We start from the raw sequence: 4,337 nt of genomic DNA, 5'->3' as shown, positions 1-4,337 counted from the left end.
TACTTCGGGGATTTTCGCGTTTATACACCGCGGAATCGACGCAAGGTAATGTATTTCCCAAAAAGCAGTTGGTGTGCCCTGAAATAAGAGAAACTGATGATTCTGAAATAGGAAAATATCATCTGTCGGTGAAGGATGTGAAAGTGAATTAGACGTATAATTCAATAGCTAATCAATAATCAAATCTATATTTATGGAAGAAATAAAGATATTAAGGCTTGAAGAAACTTCGGGTAAAGTATTGGAAGCAATTAACAGGCTCTTGGCTCAACTTGTGACATCTAAGTCTGTTATATTGTCAGAGGTTCAACTTAAAGAGATAATATCGTCTGCATCAAGCGAAATGTTTCTGATGTATAGAGGTAATGAAATAATCGGTATGTTTACTATTGCAAACTATCTGACAACAACCGGACATAAATATTGGTTGGAGGATGTGGTAGTGGACAACCGCTATAGAGGACAGCTTTTAGGTAAGAGAATGGTAGAGGAAGCTGTTCGACTTGTGGAGGAAAGAGGAAAATCGACATTTTTGTTGACTTCCAAACCTATTCGGGTTGTTGCAAATAAACTTTATTCTTCGTTAGGCTTTGAGAAGAAGGAAACAAATGTTTATAAGATGGATTTTATATAATGTGTTTTTCTTGTAAATATTATAAGCTATTCTTATTTTTGTGCCCGGACATAGATTTATATCCGTTAGTTTGATTTGAATTTTAATTGTAATATTGATGAAAAAGACATTATTAAGAGGTTGGGTGTGGTGTAGGAGATTTAGAAAACGCTGTGGTTATGGCGTACATTCTCCTGCAGACTTTTTTTTTATTACGTTTGTAATATATGAAAAGCTGCCTTTTTATTCTTATTTGCCTTTGCATCATCTTCGTAGGTTAGTGGCTCATTTACCGGGACACAGAGAGAAAGTGGATAAATTATTTTTCAGGTTGGTAAATTTCTTACAGCCCAATACAGTGCTCGAAATCGGTACAGGTTCGGGAATGACAGCACGATATATGACCGAAGCTAATCCAAAAATGACAATATATACTTATTCTGATAGTATTAATCAACAGGTTGAGCGGCTTTTCTCAGCCAAAAAGCAAATTCATTATTCGAATGATGATTTTATAAATGCTATCAGATTACTTCCAAACGAGAGAAATTCCTCTGTTCTGTTTCATATAGCACATACGCCTTTATACAACGAGGCTTATGATGAAATAATAAATAGTGTCAAGGCTAATGATTGTCTGGTTATAACGAATCCATATGCTGACAAAAATAAGAAGAAATGGTGGAAGATGATTCAGGATGATACTCGCACAGGAGTAACTTTCGATTTGTATGATATAGGGATTGTATTCTTTGATAAAAAACGTATAAAAGAAAATCGTATTGTAAATTTTATGTAAAAAGATATTTTCATTTGAACCAATCTGAATATCTGTAGTTTTAAATATAGAGTCATTTAAAATTTGTATTATGAAAAAGAGTTTGATTTATACTTGTACAGGTGATTCCGGAAGAACTTCCCTGGTAGGCGGAGTAAGAGTTTTCAAGACGCATGATCGTCTGGAAGCATATGGAACTATAGACGAATTGAATTCATGTCTTGGGGTTCTGATATCATTGACAAACGACGACAAGGATAAAACAATTTTACAGTTTGTGCAGCATAAGTTGTTTTCAATAGGCTCATATTTAGCGACAGATACAACAAAGACAGAGTTAAACTCAGCTTCTTATATAACAGATGAGGATGTACGGAAGATAGAAGAAGCAATAGATATTATTGATGCCCAGCTTCCACCGTTGAAAGGATTTGTTCTTCCTGGAGGGTGTTACCAGTCTTCCATATGTCATATGTGTAGAACTATATGCCGTAGGGCAGAAAGAAGAATCTTATATCTTGAGGATGTAGGAATATGTCAAATCGAGAATAACTGTAAACGATTTGTAAACAGATTATCTGATTATTTGTTTGTTTTGTCCAGGAAATTGAATCAATTAGCTTCATTTAGTGAAATTTATTGGGATAAGTCTTGTAAATGATTTTTTTTGTTATACATTTGTGACTCAAATTAAAAAACAAAAAAATTAAAAATAAATATACTATGTATTGGACATTAGAATTGGCCTCAAAATTGGAGGATGCTCCATGGCCGGCAACAAAAGATGAATTGATAGATTATGCAATGCGTTCCGGTGCTCCGCTTGAAGTAATTGAAAATCTTCAGGAAATGGAGGACGAAGGTGAAATTTACGAAAGCATTGAAGATATTTGGCCTGATTATCCTAGTAAGGAAGATTTTTTCTTCAACGAGGAAGAATATTAATAGCCTTCAGATAGGTTAATGGATTTAATTCAAGCGGGATGAGCAAGAGTCATTGTTTATCCCGCTTGTGTTTTTAAGAATAGTTTCAAATAGATAATTTATTGAGTTATGAAGAAGATTCTTTTATTGGCATTTGCCGTTTTATTCATTAATGTGGTATTTGCAGGAGAGCTTGTGTCAGAGAAAACGGATTCTCCGGTGAAACATTTGACTAAGCAAGAATTCATAGAAAAAGTCTATAATTACGAAAAGAATCCGGATAAATGGATATATGAAGGCAATATGCCTGCTATTATAGACTTTTACGCTACTTGGTGTGGACCTTGTAAAGCAATAGCCCCCGTTTTGGAGGAGTTGGCAAAGGAATATACCGGAAAAATTGTGATATATAAAATAGATACGGACAAAGAAAGGGAATTGGCAGCAGCATTTGGTATTTCAAGCATTCCTACACTGCTGTTTATTCCATCGAAAGGAGATCCTCAGGTGGCACAAGGAGCTTTACCGAAAGAAAGCCTTAAACGTGCCATTGATGAGTTCCTCTTAGGAAATAAATGATTTTACACTCCTGCATTTAATAAGAACTTTGTTGCCGTTGTTCAGAGTCGTGGCAAAGATATATGTGTCACCACCTTCTTTAAGCTTTAGTTTTTTTCTCAGTTCGTCAACGCTGCAAGGAAAGTTTCTTATAGTGATATTTGCTTTCTCGAGGTCTTTAAGAAAGGCCTTGAGTTCTTTTTTTCCGAATGTTGATATCTCGATTACTTTAAATCTTCTTCCCGGAAAGTCAACCGCCTTGTTTGAGGTATAAAGGTGGCTATTGGGATGTAATTTATCTACTCCGTATCTTGCAGACAATAATTTGAATGGACCTGCTTTTAGTATGGCGGCACCAGGTTCATATAAATATTCGCCTATAGTGTCCGTATATCTGATTTCAGTATTTTTTTCTTCAGAGTATGTAAACCGGAATTCTTGTGGGGTAGCATTGTTAACGAATTGTTTACAACATATTTCTGCTTTATCCGCGATACTATTCTCGGGCTCAGAATGTTTTGTCATTCTGATAACAAGTTCTTTACACTCGTTGTTTACTGATACAATGTGTATATCACTAATGTGTGTAAGTTCTTTTAAGGCATTATGTATGTCGAGCATAGGCGATAGCTTAATCAATACTGTTCTGCCTTTTTCTACTAATTTTCTCTCCAGTTTACAGATATCCGGTTCACAGTCTGATATTGCAACAGTCTTGCCACCATTGCTGTCTCTTCTTGCAGGGTCGATAAATATACAGTCTACGGTATTCATATGGTCGAGGAAATCAACTCCGTCAGTGTTGCAGAACTCTATGTGATTGGCTCCTAAAACCTTGAAATTATGTTTTGCTATTTCACATAATTCTTCTTGTCTTTCTACATAATATGCGTGATTGAATTGTCTTGAGATGAAGTAAAAATCCACTCCGAATCCAGCCGTTAGATCTGCGAATGTTTCACCGCTTACCAATGACGCTTTATATCGGGCTGTAATTTCAGATGAGCACTGTTCCATTGACAAGTGTTTGGGATATATTATATTCTCCTGTTCTGCCCATGAAGGAATCTTCTTTTCAGCAATTTGCCGTCCTGAAATCTGTTTAACGGCTTCATTTATATCTATATCAGGATAGCTTTTTGCTTTTAATGCCAGCACTCTTATATCGTCATTCCTGTGTTCTGAAATGAATTTAACAGTTTTAGGTGATAATTCTATCATACTGTGAAGTGTAAATATTGTGAAATATGTTACAAAGATACTCTTTTTTGTTTATATATGCCTTTTCAGTTATGGTAATATACCAAGCATATTGATATAGTTAGTACCATTTAAAGATTAAAATTGTTTAAAATCTTTGGAGTTCAAGAAAATATACATACCTTTGCGACCGCAAAGTTAGAAACTACTAATCGGAATGTAGCGCAGTTGGTAGCGCACTACGTTCGGGACGTAGGGGTCGGG

6 protein-coding genes are annotated in these 4,337 nt (G+C 35.3%); 5 read left to right on the top strand and 1 reads right to left on the bottom strand.

Features of this window, described 5'->3' with window-relative positions:
- Positions 1-193: 193 nt before the first annotated feature.
- The 5 genes from QZ379_RS07710 to trxA all read left to right on the top strand — a co-directional run bounded on the left by QZ379_RS07710 (position 194) and on the right by trxA (position 2,894).
- Entirely contained in the window at positions 194-634 is a 441-nt protein-coding gene (locus QZ379_RS07710) for a GNAT family N-acetyltransferase (RefSeq protein ID WP_291562693.1), read from the top strand.
- Positions 635-731: 97 nt separating this feature from the next.
- Positions 732-1,412, top strand: coding sequence for a hypothetical protein (locus QZ379_RS07705; RefSeq protein ID WP_291562690.1), 681 nt, complete (start codon positions 732-734; stop codon positions 1,410-1,412).
- Positions 1,413-1,482: 70 nt separating this feature from the next.
- Positions 1,483-2,052, top strand: coding sequence for a cob(I)yrinic acid a,c-diamide adenosyltransferase (locus QZ379_RS07700; RefSeq protein WP_291562688.1), 570 nt, complete (start codon positions 1,483-1,485; stop codon positions 2,050-2,052).
- 62 nt (positions 2,053-2,114) lie between these two features.
- On the top strand, positions 2,115-2,336 hold the full coding sequence (locus QZ379_RS07695; RefSeq protein ID WP_002558131.1) for a DUF2795 domain-containing protein: 222 nt from the start codon (positions 2,115-2,117) through the stop codon (positions 2,334-2,336).
- 108 nt (positions 2,337-2,444) lie between these two features.
- Complete coding sequence (gene trxA / locus QZ379_RS07690) at positions 2,445-2,894, top strand: thioredoxin (RefSeq protein WP_291562686.1); 450 nt, start codon at positions 2,445-2,447, stop codon at positions 2,892-2,894.
- Here the strand turns inward: trxA and QZ379_RS07685 are convergent.
- The gene (locus QZ379_RS07685) at positions 2,880-4,094 is read right to left on the bottom strand and encodes a class I SAM-dependent methyltransferase (protein WP_291562685.1); all 1,215 of its coding nucleotides are present in this window, start codon (positions 4,092-4,094) and stop codon (positions 2,880-2,882) included. The genes trxA and QZ379_RS07685 overlap by 15 nt on opposite strands.
- Between the last annotated feature and the right edge of the window lie 243 nt (positions 4,095-4,337).

Source organism: Bacteroides sp., from assembly GCF_019417265.1.
Taxonomy (GTDB): domain Bacteria; phylum Bacteroidota; class Bacteroidia; order Bacteroidales; family Bacteroidaceae; genus Phocaeicola.
The sequence above is the reverse complement of the archived record's forward strand: the minus strand, read 5'-3'. Positions and strand labels throughout refer to the sequence as shown.

Coding starts and splice junctions, on each gene's coding strand:
- QZ379_RS07685 (WP_291562685.1), bottom strand. CDS start 4,094: ATGATAGAATTATCACCTAAAACTGTTAAATTCATTTCAGAACACAGG.
- QZ379_RS07710 (WP_291562693.1), top strand. CDS start 194: ATGGAAGAAATAAAGATATTAAGGCTTGAAGAAACTTCGGGTAAAGTA.
- trxA (WP_291562686.1), top strand. CDS start 2,445: ATGAAGAAGATTCTTTTATTGGCATTTGCCGTTTTATTCATTAATGTG.
- QZ379_RS07700 (WP_291562688.1), top strand. CDS start 1,483: ATGAAAAAGAGTTTGATTTATACTTGTACAGGTGATTCCGGAAGAACT.
- QZ379_RS07705 (WP_291562690.1), top strand. CDS start 732: ATGAAAAAGACATTATTAAGAGGTTGGGTGTGGTGTAGGAGATTTAGA.
- QZ379_RS07695 (WP_002558131.1), top strand. CDS start 2,115: ATGTATTGGACATTAGAATTGGCCTCAAAATTGGAGGATGCTCCATGG.